The organism is Xanthomarina sp. GH4-25 (assembly GCF_045363175.1).
In the GTDB taxonomy this organism is placed as follows: domain Bacteria; phylum Bacteroidota; class Bacteroidia; order Flavobacteriales; family Flavobacteriaceae; genus Xanthomarina.
Window position 1 is genome coordinate 158,283 of sequence record NZ_JBJFLO010000001.1, and the last position, 18,913, is coordinate 177,195.

At 31.5% G+C, this 18,913-nt stretch carries 20 protein-coding genes; 7 read left to right on the forward strand and 13 right to left on the reverse strand.

Annotation, left to right across the window (positions count from 1 at the left end):
* Positions 1–54 precede the first annotated feature (54 nt).
* Positions 55–255 (forward strand): hypothetical protein, encoded by a 201-nt coding sequence (locus ACI5KZ_RS00710; protein WP_123808280.1) that lies wholly within the window; start codon positions 55–57, stop codon positions 253–255.
* A gap of 106 nt (positions 256–361) precedes the next feature.
* Positions 362–532, forward strand: coding sequence for a hypothetical protein (locus ACI5KZ_RS00715; protein WP_165815764.1), 171 nt, complete (start codon positions 362–364; stop codon positions 530–532).
* Between the two features lie 16 nt (positions 533–548).
* Here the strand turns inward: ACI5KZ_RS00715 and ACI5KZ_RS00720 are convergent, their stop codons facing one another.
* Both ACI5KZ_RS00720 and ACI5KZ_RS00725 read right to left on the reverse strand, forming a co-directional pair.
* Complete coding sequence (locus ACI5KZ_RS00720; RefSeq protein ID WP_109307615.1) at positions 549–1,316, reverse strand: ABC transporter ATP-binding protein; 768 nt, start codon at positions 1,314–1,316, stop codon at positions 549–551.
* Positions 1,316–2,053: an ABC transporter permease gene (locus ACI5KZ_RS00725; RefSeq protein WP_109307616.1), complete on the reverse strand. Its 738-nt coding sequence runs from the start codon at positions 2,051–2,053 to the stop codon at positions 1,316–1,318. Before ACI5KZ_RS00725 ends, ACI5KZ_RS00720 begins: the two co-directional genes overlap by 1 nt.
* A gap of 110 nt (positions 2,054–2,163) precedes the next feature.
* Between ACI5KZ_RS00725 and pafA the strand changes: the two genes are divergently transcribed.
* The gene (gene pafA / locus ACI5KZ_RS00730; protein WP_406846589.1) at positions 2,164–3,846 is read left to right on the forward strand and encodes an alkaline phosphatase PafA; all 1,683 of its coding nucleotides are present in this window, start codon (positions 2,164–2,166) and stop codon (positions 3,844–3,846) included.
* 76 nt (positions 3,847–3,922) lie between these two features.
* Here pafA and ACI5KZ_RS00735 read toward each other — a convergent pair whose 3' ends face one another.
* The 6 genes from ACI5KZ_RS00735 to rsfS form a co-directional block, all read right to left on the reverse strand.
* Positions 3,923–4,189: an acyl-CoA-binding protein gene (locus tag ACI5KZ_RS00735; RefSeq protein ID WP_109307618.1), complete on the reverse strand. Its 267-nt coding sequence runs from the start codon at positions 4,187–4,189 to the stop codon at positions 3,923–3,925.
* Positions 4,189–4,839, reverse strand: coding sequence for a phosphatidylserine decarboxylase family protein (locus tag ACI5KZ_RS00740; protein WP_109307619.1), 651 nt, complete (start codon positions 4,837–4,839; stop codon positions 4,189–4,191). Before ACI5KZ_RS00740 ends, ACI5KZ_RS00735 begins: the two co-directional genes overlap by 1 nt.
* Positions 4,829–5,653, reverse strand: coding sequence for a phosphatidate cytidylyltransferase (locus ACI5KZ_RS00745; protein WP_109307620.1), 825 nt, complete (start codon positions 5,651–5,653; stop codon positions 4,829–4,831). The genes ACI5KZ_RS00740 and ACI5KZ_RS00745 overlap by 11 nt, the downstream gene beginning before the upstream one ends.
* Position 5,654: 1 nt before the next feature.
* The gene (locus ACI5KZ_RS00750; RefSeq protein WP_109307621.1) at positions 5,655–6,263 is read right to left on the reverse strand and encodes an LUD domain-containing protein; all 609 of its coding nucleotides are present in this window, start codon (positions 6,261–6,263) and stop codon (positions 5,655–5,657) included.
* A gap of 119 nt (positions 6,264–6,382) precedes the next feature.
* Positions 6,383–8,371, reverse strand: coding sequence for an ATP-dependent zinc metalloprotease FtsH (gene ftsH / locus ACI5KZ_RS00755; protein ID WP_109307622.1), 1,989 nt, complete (start codon positions 8,369–8,371; stop codon positions 6,383–6,385).
* 8 nt (positions 8,372–8,379) lie between these two features.
* Positions 8,380–8,751 carry a ribosome silencing factor gene (rsfS, locus tag ACI5KZ_RS00760; protein WP_109307623.1) on the reverse strand — a complete coding sequence of 124 codons (372 nt, stop codon included), beginning with the start codon at positions 8,749–8,751 and terminating at the stop codon, positions 8,380–8,382.
* 95 nt (positions 8,752–8,846) lie between these two features.
* Between rsfS and ACI5KZ_RS00765 the strand changes: the two genes are divergently transcribed.
* Positions 8,847–9,578: a biotin--[acetyl-CoA-carboxylase] ligase gene (locus ACI5KZ_RS00765; RefSeq protein WP_109307624.1), complete on the forward strand. Its 732-nt coding sequence runs from the start codon at positions 8,847–8,849 to the stop codon at positions 9,576–9,578.
* Here ACI5KZ_RS00765 and ACI5KZ_RS00770 read toward each other — a convergent pair.
* Both ACI5KZ_RS00770 and pyrE read right to left on the reverse strand, forming a co-directional pair.
* A complete protein-coding gene (locus ACI5KZ_RS00770; protein WP_109307625.1) occupies positions 9,575–9,970 on the reverse strand; it encodes an orotate phosphoribosyltransferase in 396 nt (131 codons plus the stop codon). The two genes, ACI5KZ_RS00765 and ACI5KZ_RS00770, sit on opposite strands and share 4 nt — an antisense overlap.
* Before the next feature lie 91 nt (positions 9,971–10,061).
* The gene (pyrE, locus tag ACI5KZ_RS00775; protein ID WP_406846590.1) at positions 10,062–10,706 is read right to left on the reverse strand and encodes an orotate phosphoribosyltransferase; all 645 of its coding nucleotides are present in this window, start codon (positions 10,704–10,706) and stop codon (positions 10,062–10,064) included.
* A 127-nt stretch (positions 10,707–10,833) separates the two neighbouring features.
* Here pyrE and ACI5KZ_RS00780 point away from each other — a divergent pair, with 127 nt between their 5' ends.
* Positions 10,834–11,415 carry an NUDIX hydrolase gene (locus ACI5KZ_RS00780; RefSeq protein WP_109307627.1) on the forward strand — a complete coding sequence of 194 codons (582 nt, stop codon included), beginning with the start codon at positions 10,834–10,836 and terminating at the stop codon, positions 11,413–11,415.
* Positions 11,416–11,549: 134 nt separating this feature from the next.
* A complete protein-coding gene (locus ACI5KZ_RS00785) occupies positions 11,550–12,725 on the forward strand; it encodes a hypothetical protein (protein ID WP_406846591.1) in 1,176 nt (391 codons plus the stop codon).
* Between the two features lie 4 nt (positions 12,726–12,729).
* Here the strand turns inward: ACI5KZ_RS00785 and ACI5KZ_RS00790 are convergent, their stop codons facing one another.
* Genes ACI5KZ_RS00790 through ACI5KZ_RS00800 form a run of 3 tightly spaced genes read right to left on the reverse strand, consistent with a single transcriptional unit; the run spans position 12,730 to position 16,490 of the window.
* Entirely contained in the window at positions 12,730–15,033 is a 2,304-nt protein-coding gene (locus ACI5KZ_RS00790) for a TonB-dependent receptor plug domain-containing protein (RefSeq protein ID WP_406846592.1), read from the reverse strand.
* Positions 15,023–15,919, reverse strand: coding sequence for a FecR family protein (locus ACI5KZ_RS00795; RefSeq protein ID WP_406846593.1), 897 nt, complete (start codon positions 15,917–15,919; stop codon positions 15,023–15,025). Before ACI5KZ_RS00795 ends, ACI5KZ_RS00790 begins: the two co-directional genes overlap by 11 nt.
* A 55-nt stretch (positions 15,920–15,974) precedes the next feature.
* Positions 15,975–16,490: an RNA polymerase sigma factor gene (locus tag ACI5KZ_RS00800; protein ID WP_406846594.1), complete on the reverse strand. Its 516-nt coding sequence runs from the start codon at positions 16,488–16,490 to the stop codon at positions 15,975–15,977.
* 103 nt (positions 16,491–16,593) lie between these two features.
* On the opposite strand from ACI5KZ_RS00800, the gene ACI5KZ_RS00805 reads away from it, so the two are divergent.
* Positions 16,594–18,909: a LamG domain-containing protein gene (locus ACI5KZ_RS00805; protein WP_406846595.1), complete on the forward strand. Its 2,316-nt coding sequence runs from the start codon at positions 16,594–16,596 to the stop codon at positions 18,907–18,909.
* Positions 18,910–18,913: the final 4 nt, after the last annotated feature.

An 18,913-nucleotide genomic window follows, 5' to 3' on the forward strand; every position in this document is an offset into this window, starting at 1 on the left:
CATTTAGATTTAAGTGAAATCCGTGAAGATATTGGAGTCATAGATTCTATTGGTTTGGCATGTAAATTGGTCATTACATATATTAATACCAATAACGAACCATCAGCCGATTTTAATTATAATGCATCTAAGCTTAAAGTGGTGTCACATTTTAATCCAAACAAAAGCGGTTACGAATTATATGTTTCTAAAGGGATGGAATTGATTAGAAAAGATAGTTTACGTGCTGCTATAGTCGTCTTACCCTTACTATGAGAAATATGAAAAAGAGCGTATTCATTTCGAGGCAACTCATATTCAGTCCATGTTGTTAAAGTATTATACATGGTTACAAAATGAAGATTGTGCTTACTTTTCGAATATGAATACAACTCTGAAAGATTTTACTGAATTAAAAGAAAATGGTGATTTCTTGAAAGTAGTAAATGCTGCTTCATTTGAAAGCTGGTTTGTTCAATTTCGAGTTAAAGGTATTGAGAAGCAAATTGTAAGTCTGATAACATTTATAGAAAATGAATTAGAAACAGATTAGACTGGCAAAAATTAATTTATTGCCTTTCTTCCAAGTACATTTGGCGTACTTTCTTGAACAACTCAGACGAGTAAACAAAATCGGTAACCACCTCGTTATCGGTTTTAAAAATAGTTTCTTTAGAACCTTCCCAAGCTTTTAAACCATCTTTTAAGAATACAATTTTTTCACCTATTTGCATAACCGAATTCATGTCGTGCGAATTAATAATAGTTGTAATATTATACTCGTCTGTAATTTCATGAATTAAATCGTCGATAACAATAGCCGTTTTAGGGTCTAGACCAGAATTAGGTTCATCGCAAAATAAGTATTTGGGTTTGTTAACAATAGCTCGAGCAATGGCAACTCTTTTCTGCATACCTCCAGAAGCTTCACTAGGCATTTTGTTATGAGCATCTTCAAGCTTTACACGCTTTAAAACAAAGTCAGCTCGGTCTTCCATTTCACTTTTACTTTGTTTTGTAAACATGCGCAATGGAAACATAACGTTTTCCATTATAGTCATAGAATCAAATAAGGCACTGCCTTGAAATACCATGCCCATTTCGGAGCGAAGGTTTCTTTTTTGGTCACTATTTAATTCAGAATAAATTTTACCATCGTAAGATATGGATCCTTCTTCTGGATGAAATAAACCTAGTAAGCATTTTAAAAAAACAGTTTTTCCGGAACCACTTTGTCCAATTACCAAACTCGTTTTGCCTTTTTCGAACGTCGTAGATATGCCTTTTAAAATATGCGCGTCTCCAAAAGATTTATGTATATTTTTTACGTCTATCATTAGCTTAGTAGGAGTTGAGTTAGAATGTAGTTTAAAAGTATAATGGTTACACTAGTCCAAACAAAGGAGGTTGTACTAGCTTTACCAACTTCTAAGGCTCCACCTTTCATAAAATAACCATGAAAGGATGGAATGGTCGCTAAAACAAAAGCAAATACAAATGTTTTTATAAAGGCATACGTAATATGAAATGGAATAAAATCCATTTGAATTCCAATAATATAATCGTCAAGCGTACTAAATCCGCCATAAATACAAGCTGCCATGCCTCCCATAATTCCTAAAAACATCGCTATAGAAATAACAAAAGGGTAGAGCATTAAGGCTATAAATTTTGGAAATACTAAGTAATTAATGGCATTAATTCCCATAACCTCAAGCGCATCAATTTGTTCGGTAACACGCATGGTTCCTATGCTTGAAGTAATAAAAGAGCCTACTTTTCCAGCCATAACTATGGAAATAAAAGTAGGAGCAAACTCCAGAATAATTGACTGTCTTGTAGCAAAACCAACCAAATATTTAGGAATTAAAGGGCTGGTAATGTTTAATGCCGTTTGTATGGTTACAACACCACCAACGAAAAAAGAGATAAAAGCTACAATGCCAAGCGAGCCTATTATTAAATCGTCTATGTCTTTAAAGATTAGAATTCGCATCACAGACCATTTAGTAGGTTTGCGAAACATATCTTTAATCATTATAAAATAAGCACCAATATTATGAAGGTATGTCATAAAATAATTTGTTACTGCTAAAGTATAAAAAACTAAGCCTTTTTTAACCTTAATTTTAAATTATGATGTTTTAAAATGTCTATTTTTGGAGTTTAAATTTAATTCTGAAAATGAAAAAACTTGTTCTAGTCTTAAGTCTTTTAATATTAAGTGTTTCTTGTAAGTCTCAAAACGAAACAGTTAATGCTAATCCAAAAGTGTTTACCCCTCAAAATAATCCAAAACTAGTTGTAGGGATTGTAGTGGACCAGATGCGATATGATTATTTATCGAGATTTTATAATAAATATAGTGAAGGTGGCTTTAAACGTATGATGAATGAAGGGTTTAACTGTAAAAACAATCATTATAATTACATACCAACCAAAACAGGACCTGGCCATGCATCTATTTTTACAGGAACTACTCCTAAATATCATGGTATTATTGGAAACGATTGGTTTGACAAAAAAATAAACGATAAAGTAAATTGTGTTGAAGATAATTCTGTTCAACCCATTGGCACAAATAGTAAAGATGGCATAAAATCTCCTCAAAGAATGCTAACTACAACATTTGCAGATGAAAATAGATTGTTTACTCAATTACGTGGTAAAACTATTGGAGTTTCACTAAAACACCGTGGAGCTATTTTGCCAGCAGGACATACTGCTAATGCCGCTTTTTGGTTAGATTACGAACATGAAGGAACCGGAAATTGGATTACAAGTTCGTTTTATATGAATCGTTTACCAAAATGGGTAGAAGATTTTAATACGTCCAACATTACAGAGTCTTATTTTAAAGAATGGAATACACTTTACCCAATAGAATCGTATACTGAAAGTGGAAGCGATTTAAATACGTTTGAGAGAATACTTAAAGGACGAGAAACGGCAACATTTCCATATGATTTAGAGGAATTAAGAACTCTAAACGGGAATTTTAAAATAATTGCTGAATCTCCTTATGGGAACAGTTTAACTACAGATTTTGCTATAGCAGCAGTTGATGGTGAGCAATTAGGTCAAGATGAATATACTGATGTATTAACCATAAGTTATTCGAGTACAGATAAAATAGGTCATGATTATGGTGTCAATGCTAAAGAAACAGAAGACACCTATTTGCGTTTAGATTTGGATTTAGAAAGATTATTCAAGGTATTGGATAAAAAAGTAGGAATAGGTGAGTACACCGTTTTTTTAACTTCAGATCATGGTGCGCCAGATGTTCCAGCATATTTGTACTCTGAACAAATTCCAGCAGGTCTTTTTAACGAAAGTGCTATGTTTGATGATATTAACATGCTATTGAATGACACATATGGCATAACAGGTTTGTTGTTAAGCAGAATTAATAATCAATTGTTTTTTGACCATGCGTTAATTGAGAAAAACAACTTAAACCTTCAGCAGATAAAACAAACTGCTGCAAATGGGTTGTTGAAATATGATTTAATAGATAAGGTGTTTATTACTTCAGAGATAAATATTTTAGAAAATACTCATGGTTATGTAGAAAACATGTTGGCTAATGGGCATAACCAAAAAAGATCTGGTGAGGTTTTATTTGTTTACAAACCAGCTGTTTTTAAAGATACACCTTGGAATAGAACAGGAACCGATCATCATACAGGGTTTAATTATGATACACATGTACCCTTATTATTTTTTGGAAAAGGGATTGAAAATGGCTCTACGTTAAAAAGAACAGAGATTGTGGACATTGCACCTACAATATCAGCCTTATTAGGTATTAGTTTCCCTAATGGATCTATTGGTACGCCATTAGAGTTTGTGTTAGAGGAATAAATTGAGAATAGATTAAATAAATAAGCTCTTAATTTAATTGGTGTTTAATGCTGAATTTTAACACTTGATACTTAAGTTACTTTCGATACAGAAAATAATTGTTAACAAGATTAATATAGGTTTCTTTAGCTTCGTCTTGTGTAATATTCTGAATTTGGAACAACGCATTTGTTTTAAATGCAGTAATTAAAGGCTTACTACTGCTAGGTCTATTGTAATCGTTTGTTGCTTTTTTGTAATAGGCATACAAACGCAATAAGAAATCTGCTGGGAATGGCTCTGTGTAATCGTTTATTCGATCTACAGCTTCTTTAAATGCGATATCTAATTCTTCAGAAGTCATTATTTTTCAGCAATAACAGTTTCACCACCTCGTACTTTTTGATTGAGTTCAACTTTAATTTTGGTATCTAAAGGTAGAAACAAATCTACTCTCGAGCCAAATTTAATAAATCCAGAATCTTCGCCTTGTAACACAGTCTGGTCTACTTTTGCATAGTTTACAATACGTTTTGCTAATGCTCCAGCAATTTGTCTGTAAAGTACTTTGCCGTAAGTTTCATTTTCAACGACCACTGTCGTTCGTTCATTCTCTTCGCTAGCTTTTGGATGCCATGCAACTAAATATTTCCCCTTATGGTATTTGCTAAAAAGCACCTGCCCACCAATGGGATGTCTTGTTACATGCACATTTATAGGAGACATAAAGATGCTTACTTGTAGCCGTTTTTCGTTAAAGTATTCTTTTTCAAAAACCTCTTCTATAACCACCACTTTTCCATCGACAGGAGAAACAACGGTATCTATATTTCTGTGAGTAAATCGTTTTGGGTTTCGGAAAAACTGTAATATTAAGATTAAGAAAATTAAATACGAAATCATTAATATTTTGCTTAACCAAGCAATTGTAACAAAGTTATCAGTTAGCAGAAATAATGCAACGACTATAATAAGAGTTACAAAAATAATTTTATGGCCTTCTTTATGAAACATAATTCAAAATACGTAAAAACAAATAAATAAAAGGTGCAGCAAATATAATGCTGTCAAACCTGTCTAACAATCCACCATGTCCTGGCATAATAATACCACTATCTTTAACATTGGCTTGGCGTTTAAACTTCGATTCTATTAAATCGCCAAGTGTCCCAAAAACACTAATAATGATACTTAAAATTAACCAATTTGAAAAACTTAAATTAGTTTCTGTAAAGGTAGCAATAAAATAACTTGCAACGGAAGCAAAAAATAAACCTCCTAAAAATCCTTCAACCGTTTTCTTTGGTGAAATGCTTGGAAATAATTTTTGTTTTCCAAAATTCTTACCAACAAGGTAAGCAAAAGTATCATTCGTCCATACTAAAATAAACGACCCAAATAAAATTATAGGATTAAAGGTGTGGTTGTGACTTGCAATTAAAACTAAGAATATAAACCCACTGGAAAGGTAAAATGTTGTTGTAATTATTTTTTTTGAAATAAAGAGAGGTATATTTTTTTCTGTAAATAAGTCCTTAATTAAAAACAATTGAACAAATATGGTAATAACTTGTAGTATTTGCGTGATTTCATTTAAACCATCGGTTGAGTCGACAACAAATTGCCAATAGCCAAAAATTGCATATAAAATAGTGAAGACTATAAACGGAATAAATGATTTGTATTGAATAAGTTTTTTAAATTCAGCTAAACAGATAATTCCGAACACAAAAAATAAGATTAAAAAGGCATGTTCATTGGTTAATGAAAGAAGTAGTAATGCTACATACAAAAGGCCAGAAAAGGATCTTACTAGAGTTTCTTTCATACTATAGGTCTTCTAATAGTAGTAAATATAAATTTTTTGAACTACTACCGTATGTCATAAAGTCTTTTTCTTCTAAAGATTTAAAATGCTTTATGGTTGTAATGTTTGTTGGAATCTGTTTTTTGTTTCTTGATTTTATCACTCTTAGTCCTTCGCCTATATTCTCAACTATTTGACTAGTAGTTGCAAATACTATAAAGTTATCTGGAAGCTCTTTTAGTTTTTTTTCTGCAATTTGTCTAGATGAAATAAGTAAAGAACCATCATCTGCAATTAGATTTTCGCAAGTTGTAAGAAAAAAAGTAGCATTTTCTGCTGTTTTTGATTTGGGTAAATTAAAGTCGTTAAATCTGTCTTCCATATTACTGTCAAGAAATAAGACTTTTTTTTCTTGCCAACTATTCTCTTCAATAATGTTATTTAGAGAGTTAAAAATTTCATCTAAATTTTCGCAATACAGAAATTTTCCACCATTAGCTTTAAAGTTTATTGTAAACCTTTCATCTACTGGCAGTTTAATTTCTGGCATGTATTTGCCTCTCTCATTTGATTTTAATTCTTCTTCTGATTTTTCAGATTTGGAACCAAAAAGTTTTCTAAAAAGACTCATTTAAGTTATTGCTATTAATCTAAGTATAGTAGGCTTTTTTTCAAATATAAAAAATCTTAAACTAACCAATGGGTTAATTTAAGATTTTTGCTAAACCTTAACAAATATATTTAAGTAATTTATTCTTCTTCAGATTTGTCAAGTTCTTCTTTCTGGTCTTTAATTTCTACCTTTTCAGCAACAAGTTCTTGTTTTTCAAAAGGGCGCTTACCAAATATTTTTTCTAAATTATCTTTAAAAATAACTTCTTTTTCAAGTAATACTTCGGCAAGTAAGGTTAATTTATCTCTGTTTTCTTCTAGGAGTTTTACGGCTCTTTCGTATTGCTCTTCTATGATATCTGAGATTTCTTTATCAATTAATTCGGCTGTTTTCTCGCTATAAGGTTTCGTAAAGCCATATTCGTTTTGTCCAGAAGAATCGTAATACGTTAAGTTTCCAACTTTTTCGCTTAGGCCATAAATGGTCACCATAGCTCTAGCTTGTTTGGTTACTTTCTCTAAATCACTTAAAGCACCTGTAGAGATTCTATTAAAAATCACTTTTTCAGCAGCACGACCACCAAGAGCAGCACACATTTCGTCCAGCATTTGTTCTGGATGAACAATAAGCCTTTCTTCAGGTAAGTACCAGGCAGCACCTAAAGAGCGTCCACGAGGTACAATGGTTACTTTTACTAGTGGCGCAGCATGTTCTAACATCCAACTTACTGTAGCATGACCAGCTTCATGAAAAGCAATGGCTTTCTTTTCAGCAACCGTCATGATTTTATTTTTCTTTTCTAAACCACCAACAATTCTATCTACAGCATCTAAAAAGTCTTGTTTATCAACAGCTTTTTTACCTTGTCTGGCAGCTATTAATGCTGCTTCGTTACAAACATTGGCTATATCTGCACCAGAGAATCCAGGGGTTTGTTTTGCAAGGAAATCAATATCTAATCCTTCAGCTTTTTTAAGAGGTCTTAAATGAACTTCGAAGATCTCTTTACGCTCTCTTACATCTGGTAGATCTACAAAAATTTGTCTGTCAAAACGACCAGCACGCATTAAAGCTTTATCTAAAATATCGGCTCTGTTAGTTGCAGCAAGCACAATAACATTTGTATTGGTACCAAAACCATCCATTTCTGTTAATAGTTGGTTTAAGGTGTTTTCTCGCTCATCGTTACTTCCAGACATGGCATTTTTACCTCTTGCTCGACCAATAGCATCAATCTCATCAATAAATATAATGGCTGGAGATTTTTCTTTAGCTTGTTTAAAGAGGTCTCTAACTCTAGAAGCACCTACACCTACAAACATTTCAACAAAATCTGAACCAGATAAAGAGAAGAAAGGGACTTTGGCTTCTCCGGCTACAGCTTTTGCTAATAAGGTTTTACCTGTACCAGGAGAACCAACTAATAATGCTCCTTTTGGTATTTTACCTCCTAATGAGGTGTATTTTTCTGGGTTTTTAAGGAAATCTACAATTTCTTGAACTTCTTCTTTCGCGCCTTCTAATCCAGCAACATCTTTAAAAGTCGTTTTTACCTCTGTGTTTTCATCAAAAAGCTTAGCTTTAGATTTACCAATATTAAATATTTGGCTACCACCACCTCCAGCTCCACCACCAGACATACGACGCATGATAAAAATCCAAACACCAATTAATAAGATAAAAGGCAGTAACCCTATTAGGAAATCTCCCCATAGATTTTGTTCGGTTTTATACTCTACTTTTGGCTGTGGATCTAAATGTTCTTCATTGATAACTTTAGATATGTCATCTTCAAAATTCTGAAGATCTCCAAATTCAAATTTATAATTTGGAAGCTTTGTTGCAGAAGGCAATAAAGAAGATGGTTTCGATTTTTTATGTATTTCCTTTTGTTCAGCTTCAGCAGTTAAATATACTTTTGCTTCACGTCTGTTTACTATTTCTACTTTTTCAACATCCCCATTTCTTAAATAGGTCATGAATTGTGATGGTGTAGTAGGACTTGCATCCTGAAAATTACTACCACTGAACAATTGCATGGTTAAAAATATAACTATAATAATACCGTAAATCCAGTAAGGACTGAATTTAGGTTTTTTAGGATTAATTTTTTTCTTATTTGTCATTAATTCTCTTAATAATTTGTTTCAACTACGGTTGTTTTTGCGTCTCCCCAAAGGCTTTCAATATCATAATATTCTCTAATATGTTTTTGAAACACATGAACAACAATATTTACATAATCCATTAAAATCCACTCAGCATTATCTTCACCTTCAATATGCCAAGGCTTGTCTTTTAATTCCTTACTTACTTTTTTCTGAATGGAATTTACAATGGCATTCACTTGCGTATTCGAAGTTCCTTCGCAAATAATAAAGTAGTCGCAAACCGTGTTTTCTATGTCTCGTAAATCTAGAATATTGATGTCTTTTCCTTTAACATCTTCAATACCACTTATTATGGTTGTTATTAGTAAGTCTGCGTTAGATTCTTTTTTCGCCATTAATTATTTTTAATTTGTGCAAAGTTATTATTTTTTAAGTTCTTTATACTCTAAAATTTTCATAAGATTTTATAGTACGAATATAACTATTTATTATGCGTATAATCAAACTTAATGCCATCGATTCCACTAACAGCTATTTAAAGCAACTAAGTATGGATGAACTTGTTGAAGATAACACGATTGTTGTAGCAAATTATCAAACTCAGGGTAGAGGGCAAATGGGAACCACTTGGGTTTCTGCAGATTCTAAAAACCTTATGTTTAGTGTGTTTAAAGATGTTTCGTATCTTCCAATAGAACAAAACTTCTTTATAAGTATGGCGGTTTCACTATCTATTATTAAGTCTCTTGAACAATTTTTAATCCCGAAATTACACATTAAATGGCCTAACGACATTTTGTCAGAAAGCCAAAAAATATGCGGGATTTTAATTGAAAATGTCATAAAACAAAATTCTTTGAAAGCAAGCATCATAGGAGTTGGTCTAAATGTCAATCAAACCAATTTTGAAGAATTACCGAAAGCCTCCTCAATGTATCTGTTAACTGGTGTTGTTTTTAATTTAGAAGAAGTGTTATTTGCGATTACAAAAAACACTGAAATTTATTTTAACTTATTAAATGCAGGAAAGCACCAACAAATAAAAGATAGTTATGAAAGTTATTTGTTTAGAAAAGATAAACCTTCAACTTTTAAAAATGCTGAAGGTTCTTTGTTTTCTGGTTTTATAAAATCTGTATCAAATTCCGGCAATCTTCAAATCATGCTTGAAGACCAAGTTATTAAAGAATTCGATTTAAAGGAAATAAGCTTGCTCTATTAAATAGCACTAGGTATATTGCTTGCTAAGGTCTCAATAAATTTAGTAATTGGGCCTTTAATCATCATAGCCATCATGGCATTAAATTTACCATCAAAAACTAATTGTACTTCACTTTTATGAGATTCTAGTTCTGTAATATGTCCTGTTAAAGAAAAATCTATTTTCCCACCAGCAGCTCCTAAAACAACTTTATTAGGAGAAATTAATTCTTTTTTCTTTAAAATAATTTCAGGCATACCTTTTAAAGCAAATAAGAATTTATCCTCATTTAACACCTCAAATTTACTAATGTTTTCTGGCATTAATTTTTCAAAGTTTTTTATTTCAGATAGAAAATTAAACACTTCTTCAGGTGATTTATCTACTGTTACTGTTGGTGATTCTAAATTCATGTTATTCTTGTTTAGTTGAAAGTTGTTCTGTTGTTTTAAGCTTTAATAAAATAGATCTTACATTAATACTTTGCCTCTTCGTGTTTTATTATCAATTATTATTCCATTCGCTTGGATTTGCATTCCACTTGGATAAAGTTCCTAATTCTTTTTGTGTAATATAATTTGTTTCTAAAGCTTGATCTAATAGACTTTGATAATTACTTAAAGTATGAAGCGTAATGTTTTCTTTCTCAAAATTAGCATTTGCTATTTCAAAGCCATAAGAAAAAATAGCGATCATTCCTTTTACATTTAGATTGGCTTCTTTTAACGCTTTTACAGCGTTTAAGCTGCTATTTCCTGTGCTTATTAAATCTTCAACTACAACAATGTTTTGACCGCTTTCTACATGACCTTCAATTTGGTTTTTTCTACCATGAGATTTTGCTTCAGGTCTTACATAAATAAAAGGTACACCTAAATATTCGGCAACCAACATGCCAATTCCTATAGCTCCAGTAGCAACTCCCGCTATAACATCTGGCTTCCCATATTGTTTCTCAATTTGTTTCGCCATGGTTTCGCGAATATAATTTCGAATGGTTGGATAAGATAATATAATTCTATTATCACAATAAATGGGAGACTTCCATCCTGAGGCCCAGGTAAAAGGATCTTTAGGGCTTAATTTTATAGCATTTATTTGTAATAAAACTTCTGCCGTTTTTCTTGCTGTATGTTTATTGAAAATCATAAGCGCAAAATTACACTTTTTTAATTAAAATTTTAATTTGAAAATGTATTTATAATTACTTATGAAAACTATTGTTATGAAATAAAAATTGATATTTTTACAGAACAAAACAACTTTAAAACACATTATGCATAAAGTTTTTGTTAATGATAAACCAATTGTTTTAACAACCAAAGTTGAAAAAGAAAAAGGATTTAAGAATTTCCCCTTAAAAACAGTCAATCTTAAAAAGATTATAAGAGAGCTTAACTCTACGTCGTTAAAAGAAGTTCGGTTAATTCATAAAAACGAAGAAAAACTTTTAAAAAAATTCCTAAAGAAGCTGCCTAATGTGATTGCAGGTGGAGGTAAAGCCTATAATGATAAAGGAGAGATTCTATTTATTTTTAGAAATAATAAATGGGATCTACCTAAAGGGAAAACAGAAAAAAAAGAAGCTATTGAAGAAACTGCAATAAGAGAAGTTGAAGAGGAAACAGGTGTTAATGGTCTTGAAATTGTTAAACCACTTGAAACAACCTATCATATTTTTAAGCGAAACGGCAGGAATAAAATCAAAATAACTTATTGGTTTGAAATGAAAACCAACTATAATGGTAAGTTGGAACCTCAAGAAAATGAAGGCATAACCAAGGTGGCTTGGTTGGATAAAGAGCAAGTAGAAAAAGCTCTAGAAAATTCTTATGCAAATATAAAATCACTTATTTAAAATAAAGTTTCATCAAACTTTAAATAATATTTGTTGTTAATAGTATGTTTTATTGATGCATACTACTTAGTTTTTTTGATTGATATGAAATCTTTTCGCAATTAGTTATTATATTTATAACATAAAATTTTCTTGTGTTTAGAACCAATTCTTTTCCATTTCTTAAAAATGCACTTTTTGTTTCTGTTTTGGGAATCTTTCTTCATAGTTGTTCCTTGTTGAAAATAGAAAGTGCACAAGAACCTCTGTCAAAACAAGATTTAAATATGCGTTTGTTAACGCAATCTTTGGTCAACGAAGCAACCAATCGTGTTGAATTTGCTGCAGATAGTATTATAACAAATTCCACAAATACTAATTTGCAGAAACATGCTTATCGTTGGAAAATAGAGACCTTAAATACGTTTAAAAGCACCGCTTTTCAAAGTTCGCCTAAATTATCCTTAATGGATACGTGGACGTATATGTTGCAAGTCCGTAATTTTATGGAAACAGACAAAGCCCTAGATTATTTTGGTGTTTACAGATCTTATGTTGCGCAAGTAGCTCAAGACAATGTAAACGATATCGAGAAAAAAGCCCAACAATTTTTTACATCAGATAACTTTAAAAAGCATCAAAGTTTTGCCAATCAATATGCTAAAGAACATCCACTTTCCAGTAGTAATTTAAAACATAATTCTATAAGAAGCAGCTATGTTGAATTCTTAGAAGTGCCAGATAGTTTGGCTTTTACAACAGTTGGTTCTTTATCTGAAGTGATGTCAAATTTTTCAGACAAACTTTCCTATTCCACCGATGCGGCTGGCAAACAGTTTAAATGGAATACCGAATTAATGCTGAAAGAAAAAGGTTTTGACTCTGTTCAAGTTAAAGATATGATGACGACTATTGAGATAAAAGTAGACCGGTTAAGTGATATTGCTGAAAATACACCAGATAAATTAAATGATGCCTTAAAATCATTTTCAAACGATATGCGTTATTTGTTTTATAGTCTCAACGAAGAAATAGCATTCGTTAGTGATCGAATGGCATTAGAACGTCAAGCCATCGATACCATTATTAGAAGAGAGCGAATTGCCCTAGACAGTATTATTTTACGAGAAAGAAAAGCTGTTGCAGCAGAAGCTGGTGATATTTCTGTGCGTGTTGTAGATGAAGCCATGATTCATGTCAAGGAGTTAACGGGAACACTTTTATTTTACTTTGTATTATTGTTTGCACTCTTATTATTTTTGCCTTTTGCTTTAGGTTATTTTGCTGGTAAAATACATCAGAAGAATAAACATCATAAAAATAAGGATTGATTTTTTAAAAGGACACCCGAAACGATACATTTGGTGTGATGCCTAGAGCCACATTTTTTACTTCAAGAATGTCGTTATTTTCATCCATTAAGTAGTAACTATTGATAATGTTTTCTGTATCAAAAATATTCCAAACCGAAGCACATACTTGTGCTTTAATATGTTTTGAAAATTCAAAATCGTAAATTGCAGAAAAGTCTGTTCGCCAATAATCGGGTAAACTATTGGCATTGGGTTCTCCATAAACTAAGGTGTTTGTAGCTTTAGATTCTGTGCTATTTATTAAAGTTGTAGGTCTTCCAGAATGCCAATTCATACCTAACGCTAATTTTAAACGGTTAAGAGTATAGGTTCCAGATAGGTTTAATTGATGTCTAATATCTACATTGTTGGGGAAAGAGTTGCCATTTTGTAATTCAGCAAAGGTATAATCGTTTTTACTGTAAGAATAACTCATCCAGGTGCTAAAATCTTTAAATTGTTTATTGATTAAAAAGTCTAAACCAGTAACAAAATAATCACCAATGGTGTTGGTATATTGAAACTGATTTTGAAATCCTTGACTTCTAGAAGTTATCCCTTCAACATGTTTAATGTACCCTTCTAAACTAATTAACAACTGTTTTTTATTATAATGAATGCCAGTTGATACTTGTTGACTTTTAATGATTGGAATATCTTCGTCATTTGCTAAAATCCAACGTTTTTTTTCAATACCTAAAAAATCATTTTGCAAATCTATAATTTGTGAGGTAGTCTGACTTTTTAGCTCGGCTAAAACTTCAACACGAAAATTCTTAGCAATTATTTGATTGAAACTTAAACGAGGTTCAAAATAGAAATCAGAAAATTTCTCAATGTAATTTGTTCGAAACCCAAAACGAGCACGTGTGTTTCCTGATTTCGATTTAAATGTTAGCTCGTTAAAAAATCCATGAGTACGCAAGACCTCTTTAATATAACGTCTGTAATCTGGATTGGATACATCTTCTAGGTTTCCAATGCCAGTTTCAGAGTATTGATAACCACCAAAATAGTTTAATTGATCGTCCACATTATAAAGTATGTGTGCTTTAAAGTTGCCTTCTGAAACCTTGTTTTCTTGAATAAGTTTTTGATTATTACTTACATCAACTTGATTGGCATTAAGGTCATAATTTGAAAAATAACCTTGGAAGCTAGTTTGTAATTTAGGATTCCAATTACGTGTGTATTTGGCATTAATAGACAAACTGCCTTGTGAAAGCTGACTGTTTGAAATGGTATTGGAATTGTTTATAGTAGCAGTTTCTTCATAATCCAACGCATTGTCAATGGTTAAAAAACTAACTTCTAGTTTGTCGTTTTTAGAAATGTCATAAATCAGTTTAGCTGATACATCATAAAAATAAAAATTCTCATTATTGGTTAAAACGGTTTCTGTAGGATTTGTTAAATCGGAATCCTGAAAAATGCGCTTAAAATATTGTTTGTACGTTGGTGTGTCAATACCATCTGTAAGAGAGCGTCTTCCGGCAATTTGTAATCCAATTTTTTCAGAAATAGGAATGATGGCAAACGCATCTGCAGCTAGCATATTTGCTCCAATACCTCCATTAAATTTTGTAGAAATAGTATTGCTACTTCTCATATCAATAATACCTGAAACCCCATCTCCAAATTGGGTGCTTGACCCATTTTTTGAAATTGATACTTGATCGATTAGAGAAGGATTAAAAGCAGAAATAAGTCCGAAAAAATGTCCAGATTGATACATTTTTACGCCATCCCATAGAATTAAGTTTTGATCGTTTGTACCTCCACGAATGTTTAAATTAGAAACCCTTTCATCAACACTTGTAATACCTGGTAATGACTGAACGGTTTGTAAAACATCAGGTTCAATCAAACCAGGTAAAATACCAAAAGCCTTTAAGTGAATACGCGATGTCCCATCGGCTTGTAACGAGATGCCTTCGGTTAGGTAGTTGGTAAGTAATATTTCGTTTAGATATTGAGTTTTGGTAATATCAGAAAACAGAATAGATCTTATAACAAAAGCATTTTCAGATAATGCTTCAAAAACTAAATGAGTTTCAGTTTCTAAATAGTCTATGAGTTTGGCTTGTGATAAATTTTTTGCTGGAGGATAAATTTGCTTGTCTGTTATAGTTTCATCTGCATAAGAAAACGATAGGTTATATTCCTTTTCGACAGTTTTTAAAATATTAGTTAAATACTGTTTTGTGTTAGTATTTTTCTGTGCTTGAAGAACACCAAAGACACTAAAAAAGCAGCAATAAAAGAAAAGAATGTGTTTACTTTTCATGTAATACTATCATATCATTTTTAGACGTATAACTAATATTTAATGGTAGCGTAATGGCTTTTAAGGCCATGTCTTTGTTGTTGTGAACAAAATGCCCAGTAAATAAAATGTTTGTGTCAATATTTTTAGCATCAATAGTTACTTTATATTGACGTTTAAATTCATTTAAAACAAATTTATAAGGCATGCTTTTAAAGGTGCTTTTGTTTTGTAACCAAGCAGGCTCTGTGGCGTCTTCTTTTTCTTTAACAATTAATTTCCCATCAAGAATTAAAAATTGATCTCCAGGTTTTAAGATGGTGTTTGCGTCTTCTATGGAAACTTTTACAGAGCCTTCATAACAAACAACCTCAAAAATATGGTCGCGATTTTCAACTAAAAATTGAGTGCCTAAAACAGTAACTGTTCCAGATTGGGTTTGGACTCTAAATTGGGAACCTTTTTCAACTTTAAAATAGGCTTCACCATCTAAGGTTAAAGTACGACTGTCTTTCCATTTCTTTTTGTTGTATGTGATTTTTGATAGTGCATTTAATGTCACTTGCGATTGATCTGGTAAACTAATAGCTGTTTTTTCAGCTGTTAAGGTTGAAATGTTTGTGTCTAAATTTGTTGTGTAATAATACACACTAAAAAGTATGGCTAATAAAGCAGCAATGCGTAGCACAGGTTTTAACCAAGTTGTTTTTACAGCAGATTTTTTTGAAATAGCCTTGGAAATATTTGCTAAAGCAAGCTGTTCATCAAATTCTGAAGCTTTAAAATGTTTTAAACCTTCAGATAATTTCATGAGTGCCTCATAATCATCCAATGCCTTGAAAGCCTCATGTTCTTGAGGATTCAGGTTGTTGGATAACCATTTTTGTATGAGTTCGTCTTTTGTCATAATTTAGCTCTTCATATATAAAACAAGTTGGATGTTGTTTTTCCTACCTACTTTTTTAAATTCCTTCTATGTCTTTTCGTAATTGTTTTAAAGCACCATAGATCCGTTTTTCAACAGCCTTAGTTGAAATGTCTAACATATTAGCAATTTCTTTGTGTTTTTTTCCTTCTATTCGGTTTAGTAAAAACGCCACGCGTTGCGCTTCTGTTAAGTTTGCAATTGCCTTTTGAAGTTTGTGCATGTATTCACTTTCTTCTAAAAGAAATTGTGGGTTCTCATTTGTGGATGATTTGGGTTTGTTTTTTTGAAAATTCAACACGACTTTGTGATGCGCAACAGCATTTAGCATTAAATTATTAGCGACTGTAAACAAATAAGATTTTGCTTTAGAAGGTTCGACGTTCTTACAATTTTTCCATAACTTTATAAAAGCTTCCTGAACCTGATCTTGCGGATTTAAATGATTTCCAAATTTGTAATATAAAAAATCATGCAAGTTTTTGGCATGCGCTTTAAATAGCTTAGAAAAAAGCTGTTCGTTACAAATATGGTTGTTTAAATCTTTAGACATTTTTGATTTTCTGACTGTAAATGTATAAAAAAACTTATGGCATGGTAGGAGTTTTTAAATTTAAACTGTTCTATAAGAAATGAGTTAAATTAAAGTACATATCATGAAAACAACAATCAAATTTATATTTCTATTTGTAAGTATAATGCTTATAACTTTTACATCTTGTCAAGATGAAGTTATTGAAGAAACTCCACCAAATGAACAAGAAGTTATTCAGCCAAATTCCAATCTGGCTAATTTAATGCGTAATACGTCTGCTAATGATGGAAGTGTAGACGATATCTTGGATAACAGCGATTGTTTTACAGTAAATTTACCAGTGACTATTATCGCAAATGGCATTATATTAACTATAGAAACTATAGATGATTTAAGTTTGTTAGAAGCTATTTTTGATGCGAGTAACACAGATGATGACGATGTGGAATTTTTATTCCCAGTTACTATTATTTTAAATGATTATACAGAAGTAAATATCGACTCCATTGATGCATTAAACGATTTTATTGATTCCTGCATAGCTAATGAGGATGTAATAGAATGCGTTGATTTTGTATACCCAATTTCGTTTTCAATTTATAATACAGATTTTCAAGTTATCGAAACAGTTATTGTTGATAATGATTACGAATTATATATCTTCCTAGAAGGCTTGGATGATGGTAATAATGGTGTGGTTTTAGCTAGTTTAAACTTTCCAGTTATTTTAGAATACACTAATGGAGAAACTATTGAAGTGACAAACAATCAAGAATTGGAAGAGGCAATCAATGCAGCTAACGAAAATTGTGATGCAGAATGTGAAATCAATGATGTTATAGAAGATTTAAAAGAGTGTAAATGGACAATTGCGGATTATAATGTAAATAATGAATATATAGGATTTGATATTTATTTTAACGAAAATAATTATTTACAAATAATTTTTGGAACTGGAGGTCTAACTGTTGGTGGAAATTGGATAGTTTCAGAATTAAATGATGATACAATAATTACTATAAGTGAGCTAACCGGCTTTAATGATTTAGAAGGGGATTGGTTAGTAGTGAATTGTAATGATGGTAGATTTGTTTTAACACAACAAGTAAATTCTGAAACGATTGAATTGGTTTTAGAGCAAGATTGTGGACAGAATCCGTTTAATTGTTTTGATGATGTTACAGTTACTACTTGTGATTTTGACAATGATGGTTTTGGCGTTTTTGAACTAGAAGCTTTAGTTTTGGGCAATATTATTTGTAACATTGATTATACCCCTTCTTTCCACGAAACTCTAATGGATGCTGAAAATAATGTAAATGCTATTGCTCAGCCAAATGCATTTACAAATACCACAAATCCACAAACGATATATTTAAGAATTGAAGCTGTAAATGGAAATTCTCAAGTTTTCGAAATAACATTAGTTCTTGAAGATTGTAGTGCAAATTGCTCAGAGACAGAGATCGATAATTTTTTGCAAACTTGTGTATGGAATGTTGTCGATATTGACGGAAATAATGAGTTAATAATTTATGATTTTGACTTTATATCAAATTCAACAGTGGTTATAACTGGTAACGGTGAAGTTATAAATGCAAATTGGTCAACTTCACAATCAGGCTCTGGTACTATCGTGGAATTCAGTAATGTTAATGGCGGCTTAATACAAATCATTACAGGAAATTGGTTGGTTGTTGAATGTGCTGAAGATCGATTAGTCTTGAATTCCATTAATGATGCCTACATCATGGTAATGGAGCAAGATTGCACAAATAATTGTAATAATCCTGGAACGCTAACTAACGATTTAATAATCTACATGCCTTTTGGTAATGAGGTTCGAGATTTAATTGGTGGAACAGTTATTAACGATTTAAACTTAGTAGAAGATCGTTCAGGTAACGCAACTTGTGCAGTATCATTTAATGGAACTGAAAGTTTCTCAATTCCAGTTACAACTCAAAACCAATTGGTGCAAGGAGATAGTTTCTCTATAAGTCTTTGGTTTAAAATGCAAAATGATGATTTATCAAATTTAGAAATTTTCTTTAGGTCACCTGGTAATGCAACTCAAGGTTTTCAATTAGGAGTATATGATTTGAATACCCCATTGTTTTTTGATAATTTAAACACGTCTATTTGGGATAACGATTGGAATCAAGAAGTAGATGTTAGTTGGGATAATACAGATTGGCATCATTTAGTTGTAACATTAGATTCAAATAACACTGTTAGATTGTTTAGAGATGGTGTCCTTAGGAATGTTATTGAAAACTCTAATTTTAGTGTTGGAACACAACCTGCTAATGAATATATTTTAGGTGAAGGCTTTCAAGGACATTTAGATGATTTGAGAGTTTATAAAAGAACATTGAGTACTAATGATATAAATGATTTATATAATCTTGAAGCAGATTGTTATCAATGCCTTTAAGATT

What these genes read in the sequence shown, in the direction of transcription:
- ACI5KZ_RS00715 (WP_165815764.1), top strand. Translation starts at nt 362, where the DNA reads ATGAATACAACTCTGAAAGATTTTACTGAATTAAAAGAAAATGGTGAT.
- ACI5KZ_RS00720 (WP_109307615.1), bottom strand. Translation starts at nt 1,316, where the DNA reads ATGATAGACGTAAAAAATATACATAAATCTTTTGGAGACGCGCATATT.
- ACI5KZ_RS00725 (WP_109307616.1), bottom strand. Translation starts at nt 2,053, where the DNA reads ATGACATACCTTCATAATATTGGTGCTTATTTTATAATGATTAAAGAT.
- pafA (WP_406846589.1), top strand. Translation starts at nt 2,164, where the DNA reads ATGAAAAAACTTGTTCTAGTCTTAAGTCTTTTAATATTAAGTGTTTCT.
- ACI5KZ_RS00735 (WP_109307618.1), bottom strand. Translation starts at nt 4,189, where the DNA reads ATGACTTCTGAAGAATTAGATATCGCATTTAAAGAAGCTGTAGATCGA.
- ACI5KZ_RS00740 (WP_109307619.1), bottom strand. Translation starts at nt 4,839, where the DNA reads ATGTTTCATAAAGAAGGCCATAAAATTATTTTTGTAACTCTTATTATA.
- ACI5KZ_RS00745 (WP_109307620.1), bottom strand. Translation starts at nt 5,653, where the DNA reads ATGAAAGAAACTCTAGTAAGATCCTTTTCTGGCCTTTTGTATGTAGCA.
- ACI5KZ_RS00750 (WP_109307621.1), bottom strand. Translation starts at nt 6,263, where the DNA reads ATGAGTCTTTTTAGAAAACTTTTTGGTTCCAAATCTGAAAAATCAGAA.
- ftsH (WP_109307622.1), bottom strand. Translation starts at nt 8,371, where the DNA reads ATGACAAATAAGAAAAAAATTAATCCTAAAAAACCTAAATTCAGTCCT.
- rsfS (WP_109307623.1), bottom strand. Translation starts at nt 8,751, where the DNA reads ATGGCGAAAAAAGAATCTAACGCAGACTTACTAATAACAACCATAATA.
- ACI5KZ_RS00765 (WP_109307624.1), top strand. Translation starts at nt 8,847, where the DNA reads ATGCGTATAATCAAACTTAATGCCATCGATTCCACTAACAGCTATTTA.
- ACI5KZ_RS00770 (WP_109307625.1), bottom strand. Translation starts at nt 9,970, where the DNA reads ATGAATTTAGAATCACCAACAGTAACAGTAGATAAATCACCTGAAGAA.
- pyrE (WP_406846590.1), bottom strand. Translation starts at nt 10,706, where the DNA reads ATGATTTTCAATAAACATACAGCAAGAAAAACGGCAGAAGTTTTATTA.
- ACI5KZ_RS00780 (WP_109307627.1), top strand. Translation starts at nt 10,834, where the DNA reads ATGCATAAAGTTTTTGTTAATGATAAACCAATTGTTTTAACAACCAAA.
- ACI5KZ_RS00790 (WP_406846592.1), bottom strand. Translation starts at nt 15,033, where the DNA reads ATGAAAAGTAAACACATTCTTTTCTTTTATTGCTGCTTTTTTAGTGTC.
- ACI5KZ_RS00795 (WP_406846593.1), bottom strand. Translation starts at nt 15,919, where the DNA reads ATGACAAAAGACGAACTCATACAAAAATGGTTATCCAACAACCTGAAT.
- ACI5KZ_RS00800 (WP_406846594.1), bottom strand. Translation starts at nt 16,490, where the DNA reads ATGTCTAAAGATTTAAACAACCATATTTGTAACGAACAGCTTTTTTCT.
- ACI5KZ_RS00805 (WP_406846595.1), top strand. Translation starts at nt 16,594, where the DNA reads ATGAAAACAACAATCAAATTTATATTTCTATTTGTAAGTATAATGCTT.